Source organism: Nesterenkonia sp. PF2B19, assembly GCF_001758425.2.
In the GTDB taxonomy this organism is placed as follows: domain Bacteria; phylum Actinomycetota; class Actinomycetes; order Actinomycetales; family Micrococcaceae; genus Nesterenkonia; species Nesterenkonia aethiopica.
This window is the reverse complement of record NZ_MDSS02000033.1, coordinates 21,464-38,005: the sequence shown is the minus strand read 5'-3', so window position 1 is coordinate 38,005 and position 16,542 is coordinate 21,464. Positions and strand designations below refer to the sequence as shown.

At 69.7% G+C, this 16,542-nt stretch carries 14 protein-coding genes and 4 pseudogenes; 9 read left to right on the top strand and 9 right to left on the bottom strand.

Going from position 1 to position 16,542, the window contains the following annotated elements; all coding sequences use genetic code 11:
* A pseudogene (locus BCY76_RS10850) lies at positions 1-699 on the bottom strand (hypothetical protein); the annotation flags it as partial.
* Positions 700-830: 131 nt separating this feature from the next.
* Positions 831-1,403: a WhiB family transcriptional regulator gene (locus BCY76_RS10845; RefSeq protein ID WP_083277370.1), complete on the bottom strand. Its 573-nt coding sequence runs from the start codon at positions 1,401-1,403 to the stop codon at positions 831-833.
* Positions 1,404-1,753: 350 nt separating this feature from the next.
* Here BCY76_RS10845 and BCY76_RS10840 point away from each other — a divergent pair, with 350 nt between their 5' ends.
* Positions 1,754-2,392, top strand: coding sequence for a TIGR03089 family protein (locus tag BCY76_RS10840; RefSeq protein WP_170922663.1), 639 nt, complete (start codon positions 1,754-1,756; stop codon positions 2,390-2,392).
* On the opposite strand, the gene BCY76_RS10835 is transcribed toward BCY76_RS10840, so the two are convergent.
* Positions 2,370-2,936 (bottom strand): GtrA family protein, encoded by a 567-nt coding sequence (locus BCY76_RS10835; RefSeq protein WP_070159172.1) that lies wholly within the window; start codon positions 2,934-2,936, stop codon positions 2,370-2,372. The two genes, BCY76_RS10840 and BCY76_RS10835, sit on opposite strands and share 23 nt — an antisense overlap.
* 373 nt (positions 2,937-3,309) lie before the next feature.
* Here BCY76_RS10835 and BCY76_RS20435 point away from each other — a divergent pair.
* From BCY76_RS20435 to BCY76_RS10810, 6 genes and pseudogenes are all read left to right on the top strand, one after another.
* Positions 3,310-4,061 (top strand): annotated as a pseudogene (locus tag BCY76_RS20435) (ATP-grasp domain-containing protein); the annotation flags it as partial.
* 3 nt (positions 4,062-4,064) lie between these two features.
* The gene (locus BCY76_RS20430; RefSeq protein ID WP_442935359.1) at positions 4,065-4,451 is read left to right on the top strand and encodes a hypothetical protein; all 387 of its coding nucleotides are present in this window, start codon (positions 4,065-4,067) and stop codon (positions 4,449-4,451) included.
* 49 nt (positions 4,452-4,500) lie between these two features.
* Positions 4,501-5,055, top strand: a complete 555-nt coding sequence (gene purE / locus BCY76_RS10825) for a 5-(carboxyamino)imidazole ribonucleotide mutase (RefSeq protein ID WP_070162487.1) — start codon at positions 4,501-4,503, stop codon at positions 5,053-5,055.
* 3 nt (positions 5,056-5,058) lie between these two features.
* The gene (locus tag BCY76_RS10820; RefSeq protein ID WP_085437660.1) at positions 5,059-6,732 is read left to right on the top strand and encodes an LCP family protein; all 1,674 of its coding nucleotides are present in this window, start codon (positions 5,059-5,061) and stop codon (positions 6,730-6,732) included.
* A gap of 117 nt (positions 6,733-6,849) precedes the next feature.
* The gene (gene manA / locus BCY76_RS10815; protein ID WP_201791116.1) at positions 6,850-7,368 is read left to right on the top strand and encodes a mannose-6-phosphate isomerase, class I; all 519 of its coding nucleotides are present in this window, start codon (positions 6,850-6,852) and stop codon (positions 7,366-7,368) included.
* Positions 7,353-8,081 (top strand): hypothetical protein, encoded by a 729-nt coding sequence (locus tag BCY76_RS10810; RefSeq protein WP_170922661.1) that lies wholly within the window; start codon positions 7,353-7,355, stop codon positions 8,079-8,081. Before manA ends, BCY76_RS10810 begins: the two co-directional genes overlap by 16 nt.
* Here BCY76_RS10810 and BCY76_RS10805 read toward each other — a convergent pair.
* From BCY76_RS10805 to BCY76_RS10795, 3 genes are all read right to left on the bottom strand, one after another.
* The gene (locus BCY76_RS10805) at positions 8,027-8,284 is read right to left on the bottom strand and encodes a hypothetical protein (RefSeq protein ID WP_070162491.1); all 258 of its coding nucleotides are present in this window, start codon (positions 8,282-8,284) and stop codon (positions 8,027-8,029) included. The two genes, BCY76_RS10810 and BCY76_RS10805, sit on opposite strands and share 55 nt — an antisense overlap.
* A gap of 46 nt (positions 8,285-8,330) precedes the next feature.
* Positions 8,331-9,302 carry a trypsin-like serine peptidase gene (locus BCY76_RS10800; RefSeq protein ID WP_070162492.1) on the bottom strand — a complete coding sequence of 324 codons (972 nt, stop codon included), beginning with the start codon at positions 9,300-9,302 and terminating at the stop codon, positions 8,331-8,333.
* 320 nt (positions 9,303-9,622) lie between these two features.
* Positions 9,623-10,156: a trypsin-like serine peptidase gene (locus BCY76_RS10795; RefSeq protein ID WP_070162495.1), complete on the bottom strand. Its 534-nt coding sequence runs from the start codon at positions 10,154-10,156 to the stop codon at positions 9,623-9,625.
* On the opposite strand from BCY76_RS10795, the gene BCY76_RS19950 reads away from it, so the two are divergent.
* Positions 10,157-10,291, top strand: coding sequence for a hypothetical protein (locus tag BCY76_RS19950; RefSeq protein ID WP_272896838.1), 135 nt, complete (start codon positions 10,157-10,159; stop codon positions 10,289-10,291). It abuts the gene before it with no gap.
* Between the two features lie 431 nt (positions 10,292-10,722).
* On the opposite strand, the pseudogene glpX reads toward BCY76_RS19950, so the two are convergent.
* The 3 genes and pseudogenes from glpX to BCY76_RS10780 all read right to left on the bottom strand — a co-directional run bounded on the left by glpX (position 10,723) and on the right by BCY76_RS10780 (position 14,790).
* A pseudogene (gene glpX / locus BCY76_RS10790) lies at positions 10,723-11,708 on the bottom strand (class II fructose-bisphosphatase).
* Positions 11,709-12,342: 634 nt separating this feature from the next.
* A pseudogene (locus BCY76_RS10785) lies at positions 12,343-13,979 on the bottom strand (AMP-binding protein).
* Between the two features lie 154 nt (positions 13,980-14,133).
* On the bottom strand, positions 14,134-14,790 hold the full coding sequence (locus BCY76_RS10780) for a TetR/AcrR family transcriptional regulator (RefSeq protein WP_139827743.1): 657 nt from the start codon (positions 14,788-14,790) through the stop codon (positions 14,134-14,136).
* A 120-nt stretch (positions 14,791-14,910) separates the two neighbouring features.
* On the opposite strand from BCY76_RS10780, the gene BCY76_RS10775 reads away from it, so the two are divergent.
* On the top strand, positions 14,911-16,539 hold the full coding sequence (locus BCY76_RS10775) for a carboxyl transferase domain-containing protein (RefSeq protein WP_442935358.1): 1,629 nt from the start codon (positions 14,911-14,913) through the stop codon (positions 16,537-16,539).
* Positions 16,540-16,542 lie beyond the last annotated feature (3 nt).

The following is a 16,542-nucleotide window of genomic DNA, read 5'->3' as shown; positions in this document are numbered from 1 at the left end:
GGCGAGCCGTCGGGCGGACCTGGGCCCGCCGCGGCAGGACTCGGCAGATGCAGCATGCCGCCCAGACGGTGGACCTCCGTCCGCGGCGGAGGATCCAGCCGCCTGATCCGGGCGTCCGGAGCGACGACGACATGCGCCCCGATCTCGCGGGCGCGCCGGCCAGAACTGGGCCGCCGCGTAGTCGGCCGGGAGCGTCGGGTCGAAGCCGCCGAGGGCGCCGAAGAGCGAGGCGCGCACCAGCATGCCGTGGGCGGCCACCGCGGGCACGGCGTCGCGGCCGTCGTACTGGCCCTGGTCGAGCTCCTTCGGCTCGTTGAGCGGGATGACCTCCCCGGAGCGGGCGGACCACAGCCCCACGTCCACCAGGCGATCACCCGGATCCAGCTGCTTGGCGCCGACGACCTGGATGTCCGGGTGGGTCTCCTCGTCGGTGACCGTGAACAGCCGCTCCTCGAGCGCCGCGAGAGTTCCAGGCTCCGGGGCGGCGTCCTCGGGGAGGATCCACAGCCAGTCGGCCGCGTCGGAGAATCCCTCGGGCAGCCGACGCTTCAGCTGCCGCCACAGAGAGGTCACCCGGCTTCCGCCGGGTCCGGGGCCGGTGGTGCGGGCCGCCGTGGCCCGGTCACGGATCAGGTGGGAGCGCAGGGATCGGGAGAGGTCCTGAGGTCCTCGGAAGCCTGCGGCGGAGAGCTCCACCACGTGGTCGGGCGCGCGCGTCTGGGACTCAATGGCCTCCTGCAGTGCCTGCGGGGACTCTCCGGCCTCAGACGAGGAATCGCCGCCGCCGTGCAGGACGACAGCGGCGATGCGCGGGCTCAGGGTGGCGGCGATCAGATCGCTCGCTTCCGCAGCTTGCGGCGTTCGCGCTCGGAGAGACCTCCCCAGATGCCGAAGCGCTCGTCATTGGCCAGGGCGTAGTCCAGGCACTCCTGCTTGACGTGGCAGGCGGCGCAGACCTTCTTCGCATCCCGGGTGGAGCCGCCCTTCTCCGGGAAGAACGCCTCCGGGTCCGTCTGGGCGCAGAGGGCGTCCACCTGCCAGGCCAGCTCGCCTTCGATCTGCTCGGCGGGGATGAGGGAGGGCAGGCCGATCCAGGTCTCGGTGCGCGGCGCCTCGACCTCCGGCTCGCGGTCAGTGCGGCGGGAAGGAGCCTCACTGAGCGCCACCGGGGCCTCGACGGTCCGTGCCGAGCGGGACTCGTCCTCGGACTGCTTCTCCGCCTCCTCATGGGCGGCGAGGAAAGCCGTGGCCTGATCCTCGAGGGCCTTGCCGTGCTCCAGACGCTCCGCGGCCCGCGGATCGGCCGGATCCACGAACCAGTCGGCGGGGACGTCCAGAGCGGGTCGCTGGGCGGCGCGAGACTGCTCGTGCTGCTCGTCGCTCAGCCGCTGTGCGTTCCCCATGGAGGGCCTCCCCTGTGATCCGTGTCAGTGGTGTGCGGGACAATCATGTGACGGTGTCTGTGACGACCATGCGGCGGGGCCGCCGTCACCCCCTAATTACACTGGCGTAAGTAACCATCCGTCAAGTGGTGTGAGGCCGCTCTCCACAGGCCTCGATCCGCGTCATGACGCCCGACACGCCGCACAAAGACCACTGTGGGATCGGTGTGGCGGAACAGGAGGACTCTATGGCTCCGCTCAGCTTGAGCACCTTTTCACACGAAGCGCCCAGGGAATTCCCAGCGCTGTTCGAGCTTCTGGGGGGCCGCCCGCGACCCTCTGTCGTCTGGTACGGCCCCGACGGGGACCGGGTGGAGCTCTCTGGACGGGTGCTGCAGAACTGGGCGGTCAAGCTCGTCGGTCTGCTGCGCGAGGAGGTCGAGCTCGACGACGGCGCCGACGTGCTGATCCACTGCGCGCCCCACTGGAAGGCCTGCGCCGCCGTCCTCGCCGCCGGCGCCCTCGGCTGTCGGGTGACGCTGGGCTCCCCGGGCGGCGAACCGGCGTTGGTCATCACCGATCGCCCCGAGGACTGGACGGACACCGAGGCGCTGGGGGACGCCGAGCTGGCCGCCCTGTCCCCCGGCCTGCTGGACGACTCCTACGCCGACGCCGTCGGCACGTCACTGCCAGGGTGGGTGCTCGACGTCTCCGCTGAGGTGCGCCAGCATCCGGACCAGCTCCTGAGCGCACTCCCGGAGGTGGCGCTGCCGCCTGTGCCGAGCGAGCCCCGGGACCTGCTGTGCTCCACGGCGGAAGGGCTGCACGACGTCGCCGACGCCGCGGCGGGCTGGAGCACCTGGACCCCGGTGCGCTGGGACGACGACGCGGAGACGGCGCTGCTCGGCGCGTGGGCGCAGGGACGCACCGCCGTGCTGGTGCAGCCGGGCCCCGAGGGCATCCCCGCGCAGCAGTGGGAGACGATCCTCAGGAACGAGGGGGTCGGCTGAGGCCCTCGCCGGTGGTGCGGTGCGAGCCGGTGACCACCGGGATCTCGCCGGTGAGCAGCTCCCGGTCGGAGATCATGTGCGGACCGGCCTCACGCTCCGCCGGCTCCCCGGTGAACACCCAGAACTTATAGGCGAAGAAACGGAATGCTGTGGCCAGCACCAGCCCGATGACGTTCCCGGCGATGAACACCTGAGTGACGGAGTCCATCCCGAGGAGATACTTGCTCACCCCCACGCAGCCGGTCTGGATGCCCAGCCCGATCGCGTTCATCAGCAGGAACATCACCAGCTCCCGCATCTTGCCCCGGGTGCGGCTGTGCCGGAAGGTCCAGTACCGGTTGGCCACCCAGGAGAACAGGGTGGCCACAGCCCCGGCGACGACCTTCGCCTTGAGCTGCGAGTCATCGAGAGGGCCGCTGAGCAGCCACAGGAACACAGCGGAGTCGATCACGAAGGCCACACCGCCGACGACGCCGAACTTCGCGACCTCCCGCCACACGGCGAGGAACAGGTCACGGATGCGGACATAGAGACGGGAGATCATGGACCGGGGAGACTCCATCAGCGGAAACGGGGGAACACGGCAGGCCGGCAGACCCTGAGGCCGCGGCGTCCTGCCGACGTCCAGTGTACGGACTCGCCTGGACGTCCCCTGCGAGCTTCCTGGCGGATGCCCCCGGTATGAGCAGAATCACGACGCCGAGCGGGCCCCTGCTCGGCGGCCCCGCGATCCTTGCGTGCGTGTCCCATCACCGACGCCGCGCCCCCGATGCTCCATAATGAGGGACTGTGACTGCAGCCGAAGCCCCCACCCCTGACACCGCGCCCCACCTGTCCGCCGCGGCCCGCGGCGACGCACCCCGCGTCGGCGTCCTCGGCGACGGGCAGCTGGCCCGCATGATGGCGCCGCCGCCGTCGTGCTCGGCGTCGAGCTGCGCCTGCTGGCGGGCAGTGCCGAGGCCTCCGCCGCCCAGGTCATCCCCCGCACCACGCTGGGCGACTATCGCAGCGTGGAGGACGTGACGGCCTTCGCCGCCGACGTCGACGTCGTCACGTTCGACCACGAACATGTGCCCGCCGAGGTGCTCGACGCCCTCACCGCCCAGGGCACCCCGCTGCATCCGGGACCCGAGGCGCTGCTCTACGCCCAGGACAAACTGGCCATGCGCCGCGCCGTCGAGCAGCTCGGCCTGCCCAATCCGCACTGGGCCGCGGTGCACACTGTCGCGGAGCTGCGCGACTTCGGCGACGACACCGGCTGGCCGGTGGTGCTGAAGACCCCCCGCGGCGGCTACGACGGCAAGGGTGTGCGCATCATCGACTCCTCCGCCTCAGCGTCCGCCGCCCAGGACTGGTTCGACCGCGCCGCGGAGCAGGGCACCGGGCTGCTCGCCGAGGAGAAGATCCCTTTCACCCGAGAGCTCTCCGCCCAGGTGGCGCGCTCAGCCGTCGGAGAGATCCGCGCCTACCGGTGGTGGAGTCCACCCAGACCGACGGCGTCTGTGACATCGTCGTCGCCCCGGCCCCGCGCTCCCACCCCACCCACATGGAGGACGCGGCCAGCATCGCCCGGCTCATCGCGGAGAAGCTCGGCGTGACCGGGATGCTGGCCGTCGAGCTCTTCGAGATCACCGACGGCGAGCGGGCCGGCGTCTACGTCAACGAGCTGGCCATGCGCCCCCACAACTCCGGGCACTGGTCCATGGACGGCGCCGTCACCGGTCAGTTCGAGCAGCACCTGCGGGCCGTGCTCGGCCTCCCGCTGGGCTCCACCGCCCCGATCGGCGGCCCGGGCGGCCGCACTGTGATGAAGAATCTCTTCGGCGCCTCCGCCTCAGACCTGCACGCCGGGGTCCCCGAGGCTGGTCGGCACGCCCCCGAGGCCAAGATCCACCTCTACGGCAAGGAGCCGCGCCCCGGCCGCAAGGTCGGGCACGTCAATGTGGTGCTCGCCCCCGAGCCCGGGGAGGTCGCCGTCGCCGCCGCGGAGCTCGACCGGGCGCAGAGCCGGGCGCTGCACGCCGCCGCGCTCATCACCGGGACGACCACTGACGACTGACGACCACCGCTGACCACCGCTGAACCACCTGACGAAGGGACCGACACCGATGGCCGAGGACACCACCGCCCTGGTCGGACTCGTGATGGGTTCGAACTCCGACTGGCCCACCATGAAGGCCGCCGCCGAGGCGCTCGACGAGTTCGGCATCCCATTCGAGGCCGACGTCGTCTCCGCCCACCGGATGGCCGAGGAGATGATCGACTACGGCCGCACCGCCCACCAGCGCGGCCTGCGGGTGATCATCGCCGGAGCGGGGGGTGCGGCGCACCTGCCCGGCATGCTCGCCTCCGTCACCCCGCTTCCTGTCATCGGGGTCCCCGTACCGCTGAAGCATCTCGACGGCATGGATTCGCTGCTGTCGATCGTCCAGATGCCCGCCGGCGTCCCGGTCGCCACAGTCTCCGTGGGAGGCGCCCGCAACGCCGGTCTGCTGGCGGCGCGCACCCTGGCCGCCGGGGACGGTGAACTGGCCGCCCGACTTCGGGAGCAGCTGGTCGAGTTCGCCGCCGACCTCGCCGCACAGGCCCACGCGAAGGGCGCAGCCCTGCGCGACGAGGCCGCCGAGCTGCCCACGTACCGCCGTCGTCACACCCATTCCTGAGCGATGAGCGACCCCACCATCACCTATCACCGCTTCTCCACCGAGCCGGACGTCGTCCGGCGGCCGGAGAACGGTTCCGTCACCGACCGCACCCGTCGGGCGGTGCTGCTGCTCGCGCTGACGCTGGTCGTCCCGGGCGCGGCGCAGATCGCAGCCGGGCACCGCGGCTTCGGGCGCAAGGCGCTGGCCGTCACGGTGAGCGTGTGGGCGGTGGTGCTGGTCGGCGTCGTGATGTTCTTCACCCTGCGCGGACTGCTGCTGGGCCTGATGACGCGGCCCTTCGTGATGTGGCTGGTCGCCGTGCTGCTGGTCTCGCTGGCCGTCGGGTGGGCCGTGCTGTGGATCGACACCTTCCGGCTGCTGCGCCTGTCCACCCTGGCTCCCGGTCTGAAACCGATCGTCACCGTGGCCACGGTGGTGCTGATGGTGGTGACCTCCGGCTCGCTGGGCTACGGGGCGCATCTGGTGAACCAGTCGCGCGAGTCGTTCTCCGGCATCTTCGGCTCCGGTCCGGCCATCGACGCCGTCGACGGCCGCTACAACTTCCTGCTCCTCGGCGCCGACGCCGGGGAGGGACGCCAGGGCCTGCGCCCGGACTCCATCCACGTGGTCAGCGTCAACGAACGCACCGGCGAGTCCATCCTCATCTCGATCCCGCGGAACTTCCAGAACGCGCAGTTCAGCGAGGACTCCCCGCTGTGGGATGCGTATCCGGACGGGTACAGCTGCGGCAACGAATGCATCATCAACTTCCTGTACACGGACGTGATGAACCAGCACCAGGACCTCTACCCCGACGCCGAGGACCCGGGCGCCGAGGCCATGATGGACGCCGCCTCGGGCATCCTGGACCTCGAGGTCAAGGGCTACGTGATGGTGGACATGGACGGTTTCGCCCAGCTCATCGACGCGATGGGTGGGGTCACCGTCGACTCCGGCGGCTGGGTCCCCTACCGGGGCCCGCGTCCGGACGGCACCTGGGGCGACAACTGGTGGGGTCCGGGCGAATACACGTTCAGCGGCAAGGACGCCCTGGCCTACGCCCGGTCCCGGACCTTCTCCTCGGACTACAACCGCATCCAGCGCCAGCAGTGCATCCAACAGGCGATGATCGCCCAGTTCAATCCGCAGACCCTGCTGACCCGGTTCACGGAGATCATGGACGCCGGCGAGCAGGTGGTGGAGACCAACCTGCCGCAGCACCAGCTCGGCTCCTTCCTCGACCTCGCGGTGGACGCCAAGGAGCGCGAGCCGCAGCGCCTGGTGTTGGGCGCCCCCGACTTCGGCACCGCCGGGGAGCAGTTCTCCACCTACCCTGACTTCGACCAGATCCACCAGCGGGTGGACGAACTGATCGAGAACGAAGAGGACGACGGCGGCTGGTTCGGCTCCCTCGGAGCCGTCGGCACCACCGTGGGCACGGTGACGTTCTCCCCCGGGACCGGATCTCCGGGCGGCGGGACCTCCGCCTCAGGGACGGTGCCGGCGTCGGTGGAGACCCGCGACGCCGCGGAGGACGACGAACCGTCCATCGAGGACAACGAGGTCGAGATGCCGACCCAACCGGACGGCTCCCCGCTGACGGCGGAGTACCTGCGCGACCTGCAGGACGCCGGACAGACGGGAGTCCTGGAGCAGGCGGCGTCCAGCAACTACGAGTGCACGCCGCTGCGCTGAGGACAGGGGCGGCCGCGCCGGGCGGCTTCCTGGGAGGTTGACCACAGTTCCCTGGACGAGGCCCGGAATCGGACGGATCATGGCCTCCCCGCTGGTAATGTTCTCGCGATGCTCAGGATGACCAACCCCGTGCGGCACTACGCCTGGGGCTCCGCCACCGCCTTCCCGCGGCTCTTCGGCATGCCCGCCGACGGGCCGCAGGCCGAACTGTGGATGGGCGCCCACCCGGCCGCGCCGTCCGAGGTGCTCCTCGACGGCGCCCGGATCAGCCTCGACCATCTCCCGGCACACCGTCCGGAGATGCTCGGTGACCTCCCGGAGCTCCCCTTCCTGTTCAAGGTGCTGGCGGCAGAACAGCCCCTGTCCATCCAGACCCACCCCACCGCCGAACGGGCCCGGGCCGGCTACGCGGCGGAGGAGGCCGCCGGGGTTCCGCTGGACTCCCCAAGTCGCCGCTATGTGGACGCCCACCACAAGCCTGAGCTGGTGGTGGCGGTCGAGCACTTCTCGGCCCTGTGCGGATTCCGGCCCGGCCCCGAGGCCGCCGCCGACGTCGCGCCGTGGCGGACCTGCTCCGCACCGCGGGCACGGGATCGGAGGGCCCGGCGGACACCGCACGAGTGGACGAGGCGCTGAATCAGCTGCGGACTCTGTTGGAGGCCGAGCGCCTGGCAGAGGCCCTGGAGCTGATCCTGCGGGACGCGCACGGCGGCTTCGCGCAGGCCGCAGACCTCGTGGTGCCCGCCCTGGAGTCCGTGCGCCCTGGCTCTGCGCTCTGCGACGGGGCGGCGGACACGCTCCGGCGCGCCGGCGGCGCCTTCCCGGGCGACCCCGGGGTGATCGTCACCCTGCTGCTGAACCGGGTGGACCTCTCCCCCGGTGAGGCCCTGTACCTGCCCGCCGGAAACCTGCACGCATACCTGCACGGAGTGGCGGTGGAGATCATGGCCAGCTCCGACAACGTGCTGCGCGGCGGGCTCACCGCCAAGCCGGTGGACGTCGATGAGCTGCTGGCGGTCACGACCCCTGCCGTGCTGCCGCTTCCGTGGTGCACGCCCGAACCGGTCTCGGAGCGGTGGCACCGCTACGCCCCGCCGTGCGAGGAGTTCCGACTGGACCGTCTGGAGCTGGACGACGGCGACACCGCGACCTGGGCTCCCCAGGACGGTCCCGCCGTCGTGCTGTGCCTCCGCGGCGAGGTCCTGCTTCGGAGCGAGGCTTCAGAGATCGCAGTGGGCGCCGGCGAGTCCGTCTTCCTGACCGCTGGCGAGCGAGCTGTGCTGACATCCGAGGGTCAGTCGGAGGTGTTCGTCGCCTCACCCGGTGCAGTGCCGTCGTCGGCGCTCTGATCCGTGGACTCCCCGTCGTCCTTCTTCCTGCCACCCTGGAGCGTCATCGGTCGGGGGCGGGCGGCCCGGCGTCGCTTCTCGGTCCAGTAGGCGCGGACCTGCTCCGGGTCCTGCTCCGGGCGATGTGAGACGACCGCCGAGGGCGCCTCCTCCTCGGCGTCGTCGCCGGGTGATGAGCTGAGGTGTCCCTCGACGGTCGTCATCGTGTCATCCTCTCCTCAGGGCCTGAGCCCCGATGATACGCCGTCCTCAGCGCGTGGAGGCGTAGTCATAGAGCTGCTCTGCCCCGGAGCCGAAGTACGGCCCGAACATCACGTCCGGCAGGAAGGTGTACCCGTAGGAGTTCACAGAGTTCTGGGCCCCGCCGGTCCCCTGACCGAGGAACCAGGGGCCGCCGGAGGAGCCGCCGGTCATGTTGCACGGGATGCCCTGAGTGCTGCTGCCCATCGGGTCGTTCGTGGCGGTGCCGTGGCAGCTGTGGAGCTCCTGGCCGTTGAAGGGCGCGGCGGCCGGGTAGCCGTAGGCGCTGTAGTACTGGCCACGCGGCTGGTTGAAGGCGATCGGCGACGCCGCCCCCACCTGCTGCTGCACGGTGGTGCCGCCCTTGGTCTCGAGGACCGCGAAGGCGTAGTCATGCTCGAAGTCGCCGCGGTTCGCCCACTCGGCGGAGGTCACCAGCTCTTCTGCGGCCCACACGCCGTGCTCGGACTCGCCGTAGTCGTAGGCAGGGGCGAAGACGAAGTTGCGTGCGAACTGGCCGCCGTTTCCGTCGTGCAGGCAGTGCCCCGCGGTGGCCACCGTGGACTGGTTCGCCGAGGCCACGATGTTGGCGGAGCAGACGAAGTCGCCCTGGTTGGTGGAGAAGAAGACCTTGCCGATATGCGGGCTGTCGGCCGGGTTCTGCAACTGGCTGCGGTGCGGGGACACCGTGCGCGGGTTCGCCGCTTCGATGTCACTGAAGACGTCTTGCAGGCTGGCCCCGTCGATCTCGTCGATGAGCTCCGTCTCCACCGGCTCGGCCTCGGCCATCCGCTCAGGAGTCCAGTACTCCTCGGCGGCCTCCTGGTCGCCCTCGGGCACGGTCTCGACCTCTCCCTGCCCCGGCCCTGCCCCGTGTCCCGGATACGTCGTCGAGTCTGCCGCGACGGGGGTCGCCGTCACCAGTGCGGCAGCGCTCAGTCCGAGGACACCGCCCAGGCTCATGATTCGCCTGATGCTCATGCTTGTTCTCCCCTTTCAGGAGTGTCATGGAATCATCACGGCCGGATCTCTGGCCGTGACCTACGACACAGTAGCAACGTGATTCACATCTGTGAAGAGGTTGCGGGAAGAAAGTAACTCCACAGTCACATGAGCTGGGCCCTGACACCGCGGATGCGGCGTCAGGAATCATCACTCCAGGTCAAAGCCCTGCAGAATGCATCGAGCACCCCGGCAGGAGGTGGGAGCCGCCGTCACTTCGACGAGGCGTGGTCGTAGAGCTGCTCAGCCCCGTCACCGAAGTACGGTCCATACATGGAGTCGGGGTCGGCGTCGTACCTCTACGAGTTCACAGAGTTCTGCTCGCCCCCTGAGAGGAACCATGGACCACCGGAGGCCCCGCCGGTCATGTCGCAGTCGATGCCTTGGGTGCTGCGGCCGGCGGGGTCATCGCTGGCCGCTCCCTCGCACCGGCGCAGCGTCTGCCCGTCATACGGCGCCGCAGCGGGATACCCGTAAGCGATGTAGTCGAGCCCACGGGGCTCGTTGAACGTGATGGAAGAGGACGCGCCGACCTCGTCCTGGACGGTCCTGCCGTTCTTCTCCTCGACCACGGCGAAGGCATAGTCGTGCTCCAGGTCACTGCTCTGCACCCACTGCTGGGAGGCCACCAGCTCGGTCGCCGCCCAGACTCCATGCTCCGACTCACCCTCGTCATAGGCCGGGGCGAACACGAACCTCTCCGCGAAGCCTCCCCCGGCGCCGTCGTGCAGGCAGTGCCCGGCGGTCGCCACGGTGGAGCGGTTCTCGGATGCCACCAGGTTGGCCGAGCAGACCTTGTCCCCAGACGGAGTAGAGAAGAAACCCTTGCCCACGTGTGGAACGGACGAGGGGTCACCGAGCTGCTCTGGGATCCTGCCGCCACCACCAGCGGCGACGGCGCAGCCGACGAGACCGTCCGCGGGGTCCCGGAGTGCGCGCCGGAGAAGACGTCGCGGATCCGGGCCTGAGCGTTCTCCGCCACATGCGGCACGGGCGGACGCGCCTGCGCCATGCGCCGAGGCGTCCAGTACTCGGTGGCCGCGATCCTGTCCGCTGCCGGAACCTCGAGTGCCTCCACCACACTCCGGGCCCGTTCGTGGGCGTTGCCCATCACGTCATCCACGGGCGGCGACCCCTGGGCCGACGCGACCCCGGACCCCGCCGTGGTCAGGAGCAACGCTCCCAGCCCGAGTGCTGCTCCCGCTCCGACCCTTCGACGTCCGACCACAGTTCGCCCTCTCCGCCCGTCTCCAGGCGTCTCAAGGAACCCCAGGGCGCCGGCGGTGATCACTCACGGAGTCCGTCGGCGCTTCATGACGCGGGTCACGCTAGTACATGACGAACGGGGCCGGAAGGGTTGGCTGACCAGGGGCGTGGAGGACGGCGAGGGGCGCCGTCATCACGCGCGAGTGTAGGACTCCCATTTCCGAGCCTGGTGCTCCGCCTCCACGGTGCGAACCGTCCCAGACTTGGCGCGCATGACGATGGACTGGGTGGTGACCCGGTCCCCCTCGTAGCGGACCCCCCGGAGCAGATCGCCGTCGGTGATCCCCGTGGCGGCGAAGTAGCAGTTGTCCGACGTGACGAGCTGATCAGTGGTGAGGATCTCGTCGACGTCGTGGCCAGCCGCGGCGGCGGCCTCCCGCTCGGCTTCGTCGGTCGGGGCCAGGCGCCCCTGGATCACGCCGCCGATCGCGCGGATCGCGCAGGCGGTCACAATGCCCTCCGGCGTGCCGCCGATCCCCATGAGCGCATCCACACCCGAGCCTTCTCGGGCTGCGGCGATGCCGCCGCGACGTCGCCGTCCATGATGAAGCGGGTGCGGGCGCCGGCGTCCCGAATCTCCTCCACGAGCTTCGCGTGGCGGGGCCGATCCAGCACGCACACGTTGAGCTGGTTGATCCGCTTGCCCTTGGCCTTGGCGATGAGGTGCAGGTTCTGCTTCACGGGCAGGCGGAGGTCCACCATGTCGGCCGCCTCGGGGCCCGTGACGAGCTTGTCCATGTAGAACACCGCGGAGGGGTCGAACATGGAGCCGCGCTCCGCGACCGCCAGAACGGCCAGCGCGTTGTTGTAGCCCAGTGCCGTCAGACGGGTGCCGTCGATGGGGTCCACGGCGACGTCGGCTTCGGGACCGGCGCCGTTGCCGACCCGCTCACCGTTGAAGAGCATCGGGGCTTCGTCCTTCTCTCCCTCTCCGATGACCACCACTCCGTTGAGGTTCACGGTGTCGAGCAGGGAGCGCATGGCGTCGACAGCGGCACCGTCGGCACCGTTCTTGTCACCTCGGCCGACCCAGGCGCCGCCAGCGATGGCGGCCGCCTCGGTCACGCGGACGAGTTCGAGGGCGAGGTTGCGATCCGGCTCAGAGTCCCCCACCGCCAGCCGCGGCGAGAGGTGCGAGTAGCTCTGCTGGCTCCCGGCGCTCGGTGCGGGGGTCGTCGTTTCAGTCTCGGACACGTTGGACACGTCGTCAGCCACCTGTTCGTCTCGCCGTGGACGGCCTCATCGCCGCCCGTTGCTGTCGGTGCCTAGATGATATCGCGGGGGTGTGACCGGGACCGCGGTTACCAGCGGGTTCCCACGCGTATGACGTGTAAGGATCTGCTGACGAGACTCTGGTGCGCATGTGAGACGCGTCGTCCGGGCGGGGTTCGGATGCCTGGCCGGGCTCAGTGGCGGGCCGGCGCCGGCGGTCGGATCTGACCCTGCGTTTTGGCCGGCTGGTCCCGCTCCTCCGGGATGTGTCAGAGGGTGCCGGAAGACTGAGCAACACCAGGAGGAGCCGGGGAAGGACCCCCGCGAGAGGGCAGCCGGGTAGAGCGTCCCGGCAGGGGCGGCAGAGACGGGCACCCCAGCAGAGGCCGAGGCCGCCTACTATCAATCACACGAGCCCGCCCGGGCACCCGCATAAAGACCGGAACAGAACCCAGGGCGGTTCACTGACACACCGCGCCACCACCCACACCACACCGGCACGGATCACCAGCTGAGGACGGCACCCACCCAGGTGCCGCCCTCAGCCGGCGCGCGCGTCGTCGACCGCTCCAGGGGTGGCGAGCAGGTCGAGGGCTTCTTCCCGCATCTGCACCTTCCGCACCTTCCCGGTCACGGTGGTGGGGAATTCGTCCACCACCGTCACGTACCGAGGAATCTTGTAGCGCGCCAGGCGTCCTTCGCAGAACTCGCGCAGCGCCGTCGCAGTGAGCCGCTCGGCCCCGTCGCGCAGCCGCACCCAGGCCATCAGCTCCTCCCCGTACCGTTCGTCGGGCACACCGATGACCTGGGCGTCCACGATGTCGGGGTGGGTATAGAGGAACTCCTCGATCTCGCGCGGGTAGATGTTCTCCCCACCGCGGATCACCATGTCCTTCATCCGCCCGGTGATCTGCACGTAGCCCTCGGCGTCCATACGTGCCATGTCTCCGGTGCGCATCCATCCGTGGGGGTCAACGGCTTCGGCGGTCTTCTCCGGCTGCTCCCAGTAGCCCTGCATCACAAGGTACCCGCGGGTGCAGAGTTCGCCGTCGCTGTCCACGGGGAGTGTCTCCCCGGTGACCGGATCCGCCACTTTGACCTCGGCGTGGGGCACCACCCGACCCACGGTCCCTACGCGCCGGTCCAGCTCGTCGTCTGTCCGGGTCTGCAGAGACACCGGGGAGGTCTCGGTCATCCCGTAGCAGATGGTGACCTCCTCCATGTGCATCACCTCGATGACCTGACGCATGATCTCCTCCGGGCACGGTGAGCCGGCCATGATGCCGGTGCGCAGGCTGCTCAGGTCGACGTCGCCAGATCCTCCAGGCCGAGCTCGGCGATGAACATGGTCGGCACCCCATAGAGGCTCGTGCACCGTTCATCCTGCACCGCCTGCAACGTCCTTCGGGCATCGAACGCCGGGGCGGGAATGACCATCGTCGCGCCGTGGGTGGTGGCGCCCAGGTTGCCCATGACCATGCCGAAGCAGTGGTAGAAGGGCACGGGGATGCAGATTCGGTCCTGCTCGGTGTATCGGCAGACCTCCCCCACGAAGAAGCCGTTGTTGAGGATGTTGCGGTGGCTCAGCGTGGCACCCTTGGGGAACCCGGTGGTGCCGGAGGTGTACTGGATGTTGATCGGGTCTTCGGGCGTCAGGTCCTCCGCGACGGCGTCGAGGAGGACCTCATCCGGTTCCGCCGGGAGCAGCTGCTCCCATTCCGGGGACCCCATGATGACGCTGAGCTCCAAGGCTCCGAGCTCATCGTCCGCGCGGGCCAGCATGCTCGGATAGTCCTGACCCCGGAACTCATCGGAGGCGACGACGGCGGTGATGCCGGCCTGCTGCAGGACATAGGTCAGCTCATGCTGACGGTAGGACGGGTTGATGGTCACCAAGATCGCACCCAGCTCGGCGGTGGCGTACTGGGTCAGCGTCCATTCCCAGCGGTTGCCCCAGACGCCGACCCGCTGCCCCGTCCGGACGCCTGCCCGATGCAGTCCTGTGGCCAGCCGTCGCACGTCGCGCCGGAACTCGGCGTAGGTCCAGCGCCTGTCGGCGTGCAGATCCACCAACGCCTCCCGCTCGCCGAATCGCAGCGTCGTCTCGCGGAGGTTCGCGCCGATCGTGGACTCCAGCAGCGGAGGCTCGCAGGGGCCGACGTCGTGGGCGACTCTCAGCCGGCCGGCCTGCTGGGCCGCGCCGTTGTGGAGATCCTCGGGGGTGTCATGGCTCAGGCTCATCTGCACTCCGCATCGTGGATTTCAGTGAATGCCGACAAACCCGAAGCTAACAGGACAGTGTTGCACGTCACAACACCTCCGACGCCGACGCTTAGCGCGACATCTCCACCTCTGCGGCGGCCTGCGCCATGACCTCGAGCGCACGCGCGCCGACCTCCATGGTCTCGGCCGAGGGCGCCCGGCCGTGGAAGTGCTTCAGCGAATGCGCCGTGGAGTTGATCAGCCCGAAGAGCCCATGGACGCGAAGGCTCAGCTCCTCCGATCCGGCCGCGGGATGCAGGGCGCGGACGGCGTCCACCCAGATGTCCATGTACTCGCGCTGCATGCGACGGATCCGCCGACGGTCGGGCTCGGCCAGCCGCCCCAGCTCCTGCTCTTGGACGCGGATGACCTCGGGACTGCGCAGCGCGAAGCGGACCTGAAAGGCGATGAGTCGCCGGAGCCGCTCCTCAGGAATTTCTGCGCCCGCACCCAGTGCCCTCCCTCCGTCCAGCAGCTCCTGGCTCACCTCGAGCAGCAGCTGGCCCAGCATGTCCCGTTTGCCCTTGAAGTGCCGATAGATGGCCTGCCCGGTGACGCCCGCCTCGCTGCCGATGTCGTCCAGCGCCACTGAGGCGAAGCCTCGGGTGCCGAACAGCCGGCCCGCCGCCTCGAGCAGGTCGCGCCGCCGGCGGTCCTTCTCCTGCTGGCGCCGGGTCCGCGGCGGACCCGACGACTCGCCCGACCCGCCGTCAAGGATGGACATCATGTGATCACCGCCACTAGAGTCGCTTTCAGTGAACCATCGTTCACTCAAATCTACCGGACGTCGGACCTGACCGGCACCGGATCTGCTGGACACCCAACTGCAGGACACCAGGAGGAAGACGTGGAGCCACGGGGCATTTCGCACACCCTCTCCACCGCCGTGGACCCCCGGGACGAGACCTTCGCGGCCAACGCCCGCCGGAACCGCGAACTGCGCGACCAGCTGCACCAGACCCTGCGCCGCACCTCCCTCGGCGGCTCCGAGGCGTCACGACGTCGGCATCAGCAGCGCGGCAAACTGCTCCCCCGCGAGCGCGTGGACCGACTGCTCGACGCCGGCAGCCCGTTCCTGGAGATCGGCGCACTGGCCGCCCACGGCATGTACGACGACGCCTCCCCCGGCGCCGGAATCATCACCGGCATCGGGCTGGTCCACGGTCGGCCCGTGATGGTGGTGTGCAACGATTCCACCGTCAAAGGCGGCACCTACTTCCCCGTCACGGTGAAGAAGCACCTGCGGGCTCAGCGGATCGCCCAGGAGAACCGGCTGCCGTGCCTCTACCTGGTGGACTCGGGCGGGGCGTACCTGCCGCTGCAGGACGAGGTGTTCCCGGATGAGGACCACTTCGGCCGCATCTTCTACCACCAGGCCCAGCTCTCCGCGCAGGGCATCCCGCAGATCGCCGCGGTCATGGGCTCCTGCACCGCCGGCGGGGCCTATGTGCCCGCCATGAGCGACGAGTCAGTGATCGTGCGGAACCAGGGCACCATCTTTCTGGGCGGGCCTCCGCTGGTGAAGGCGGCCACCGGAGAGGTCGTCACGCCCGAGGAGCTCGGGGGCGCGAAGGTCCACACCGCCGAGTCCGGCGTGGCGGACCACATCGCCGAGGACGACGACCACGCTCTCCAGATCCTCCGCGACATCGTCGCCACCCTCCCCGCTCCCGCGCCGCGGGCCTGGGAGCCTGCCTCCGAGGTCCGCCCCCCGCGGCTGGACGTGGGTGACCTGGACGGCATCATTCCTCAGGACGTCAATCAGCCCTACGACGTCCACGAGGTGATCGCCCGGATCGTCGACGACGGCGCCTTCCACGAGTTCAAACGCGACTACGGCACCACCTTGGTCACCGGATTCGCCCACGTGGACGGGCACCCCGTCGGCATCGTGGCGAACAACGGGATCCTGTTCTCCGAGTCCTCCCTGAAGGGCGCGCACTTCATCGAGCTGTGCGACCAGCGGGGCATTCCTCTGCTGTTCCTGCAGAACATCTCCGGGTTCATGGTCGGCCGTGACTACGAGGCCGGAGGAATCGCGAAGCACGGCGCCAAGATGGTCACCGCCGTGGCCACCACCCGGGTCCCGAAGATCACGGTGGTCATCGGGGGCTCGTTCGGGGCCGGGAACTACTCCATGTGCGGGCGCGCCTACTCGCCCCGGTTCCTGTTCATGTGGCCCAATGCGCGGATCTCCGTGATGGGCGGCGAGCAGGCCGCTTCCGTGCTGGCCACCGTGAAGCGCGACCAGCTCGAGGCCGCAGGCGAGACCTGGAGCCCCGAGGAGGAGGACGCGTTCAAGGCCCCGATCCGACAGACCTACGAGGACCAGGGACAGCCGTACTATTCCACCGCCCGGCTCTGGGACGACGGCATCATCGACCCCGCCGACACCCGCCGGGTGCTCTCCATGGCGCTGGAGGTCTGCTCGCGGACCCCGCTGCCGGCGTCGGGCTTCGGCCTGTTCAGGATGTAGGAG